At 72.4% G+C, this 2,625-nt stretch carries 2 protein-coding genes; one reads left to right on the top strand and one right to left on the bottom strand.

From position 1 onward, the window contains the following. Positions 1-15 precede the first annotated feature (15 nt). Positions 16-1,047 carry an SGNH/GDSL hydrolase family protein gene (locus GKQ77_RS31355; RefSeq protein WP_219692502.1) on the bottom strand — a complete coding sequence of 344 codons (1,032 nt, stop codon included), beginning with the start codon at positions 1,045-1,047 and terminating at the stop codon, positions 16-18. A 163-nt stretch (positions 1,048-1,210) separates the two neighbouring features. On the opposite strand from GKQ77_RS31355, the gene GKQ77_RS31360 reads away from it, so the two are divergent. Then, positions 1,211-2,602 carry a cystathionine beta-synthase gene (locus GKQ77_RS31360; RefSeq protein WP_219692503.1) on the top strand — a complete coding sequence of 464 codons (1,392 nt, stop codon included), beginning with the start codon at positions 1,211-1,213 and terminating at the stop codon, positions 2,600-2,602. Positions 2,603-2,625 lie beyond the last annotated feature (23 nt).

Raw genomic sequence — 2,625 nt, forward strand, 5'->3', positions numbered from 1 at the left:
CCACCGGGCCGCACGTCAGCGGGGGAGCGGGGAGGGGTCCGGGGTGTGGTGGATGCGGCGGCGGCGACGGCGCTTGAGGAGTGCCCACGGCCCCCGGGGCCCCGCCGGCATCGCCGGAGTGACCTCCGTGCCGCCCTCCGCCGCCGCCTGCGCGGCCGCCCGCGCCACCGGCAGGAAGCCCTCGCGCCGCGAGATGTCGGGCCGCTCCTCCTCGGGCCACAGGCCGAGCGCCGCGCACAGCGTGGGAAGCACCGCCATGGCAGCCGTCGCGTACCCCTCCGCCGAGGGGTGGTAGTTGTCGGGACCGAACAGCTCCCGCGGGTTCGCCGCGAACTCGGGGCCCAGCAGGTCACCCAGCGACACCGTCCGCCCGCCCTGCTCGACCACGCCGATCGTCTGCGCCGCGGCCAGCTGCCGCGAGACCCGGCGGGCCAGCCACCGCAGCGGCTGGTAGACGTTCTCGACGGTGCCGAGATCGGGGCAGGTGCCGACGACCACCTCCGCCCCGGCCGTCCGCAGCCGCCGCACCGCCGCCGACAGGTGCCGCACCGACCGCGTCGGCGGCATCCGGTGCGTCACGTCGTTCGCGCCGATCATGATGACGCAGACGTCCGGCACCCAGGCGGGGTCGGAGAGGACCAGGGTCACCTGGCGGTCCAGGTCGTCCGACTGCGCGCCCGGCAACGCCACGTTCCGCAGGTCGACCGGCCGCTCCGCCACCGCCGCGAGCCCCGCGGCGAGCAGCGCGCCCGGGGTCTGCCCGGCCCGGTGCACGCCCTGCCCCGCAGCCGTGGAGTCGCCGAGCATCGCGAACCGCACCGGTTCGGAGCAGTCGGAGCAGTCGGGATGGCCGGGATCCTCGCCGTACGCCCGTCCGTAGCGGCCGTCGGACCGCGGCGGATCCGCGTGGCCGCCGCCCACGGTCCGCTTCGCCAGCTGCACCTCGGCGAGCACCACGCCGACCGTCGCGGCCCCGATGAGCCCGATGCCTCCGCCGCCGTACGCCGCCCCCGCGGCGATCCGCCGTGCCACCCTCGCCCTCGACATGCCCCGCAGCCACCTCCTCGTAGCCGAACCGCCGTACAGCCGTACATCCACTCATTGCCCCGTAAGCACGGTCGGCCAATCGCGAGCGGAGGTGAACGGATGACATGGCCCCTTAGGCTGACCGCACCAATTCGTCGCACTACATCGCAGCCCGGAGACAACGGTGCAATTCCACGACTCGATGATCAGTCTCGTCGGCAACACCCCGCTGGTGAAACTCAACAACGTGACCGCGGGCATCCAGGCGACCGTCCTGGCCAAGGTCGAGTACTTCAACCCCGGCGGTTCCGTGAAGGACCGCATCGCCCTGCGCATGATCGAGGCGGCCGAGCAGAGCGGGGAGCTGAAGCCCGGCGGGACCATCGTCGAGCCGACGTCCGGCAACACCGGGGTCGGACTCGCCATCGTGGCCCAGCAGAAGGGCTACAAGTGCATCTTCGTCTGCCCCGACAAGGTGTCACTCGACAAGATCAATGTGCTGCGCGCGTACGGCGCCGACGTCGTCGTCTGCCCGACCGCCGTCGACCCCGAGCACCCGGATTCGTACTACAACGTCTCCGACCGCCTCGTACGCGAGACGCCCGGCGCCTGGAAGCCCGACCAGTACAGCAACCCGAACAACCCGCTCTCCCACTACCACTCCACCGGCCCCGAGCTGTGGGAGCAGACGGAGGGGAAGATCACCCACTTCGTGACGGGCATCGGGACCGGCGGCACGATCTCCGGGACGGGCAACTACCTGAAGGAGGTCTCCGAGGGCCGGGTGAAGGTCATCGGCGCCGACCCCGAGGGGTCCGTGTACTCCGGCGGCTCCGGGCGGCCCTACCTCGTCGAGGGCGTCGGCGAGGACTTCTGGCCGACGGCGTACGACCAGAACGTGACCGACGAGATCATCGCCGTGTCCGACAAGGACTCCTTCCAGATGACGCGGCGCCTGGCCAAGGAGGAGGGGCTGCTCGTCGGCGGCTCCTGCGGCATGGCGGTCGTCGCGGCGCTGCGGGTCGCGGAGCGGCTCGGCCCCGACGACGTCGTGGTCGTGCTCCTGCCCGACTCCGGGCGCGGCTACATGAGCAAGATCTTCAGCGACGAGTGGATGAACGACTACGGCTTCCTGGAGCAGGCCGGTGACGCGCCGCGCGTCGGCGACGTGCTGCGCCGCAAGGAGGGCGGCGCGCTGCCCTCGCTGGTGCACATGCACCCCGAGGAGACGGTGGGCGAGGCCATCGAGGTGCTGCGCGAGTACGGCGTCTCGCAGATGCCGATCGTGAAGCCGGGCGCGGGCCACCCCGACGTGATGGCCGCCGAGGTCATCGGCTCGGTCGTGGAGCGCGAGCTGCTCGACGCCCTGTTCACCCAGCGCGCCTCGCTCGGCGACCCGCTGGAGAAGCACATGTCGGACCCGCTGCCGCAGGTCGGCTCCGGTGAGCCGGTGGGCGACCTGATGTCGGTGCTCGGTGGCGCGGACGCGGCGATCGTCCTGGTCGAGGGCAAGCCGACCGGCGTCGTGAGCCGGCAGGACCTGCTCGCCTTCCTCGCGGAGCAGCAGGGGCAGTGAGCGCCGGGGCCGTGGGCCGGGGC

This window comes from Streptomyces anatolicus (genome assembly GCF_019400875.1).
Classification (GTDB): Bacteria; Actinomycetota; Actinomycetes; order Streptomycetales; family Streptomycetaceae; genus Streptomyces; species Streptomyces anatolicus.

Coding starts and splice junctions, on each gene's coding strand:
- GKQ77_RS31355 (WP_219692502.1), bottom strand. CDS start 1,047: ATGTCGAGGGCGAGGGTGGCACGGCGGATCGCCGCGGGGGCGGCGTAC.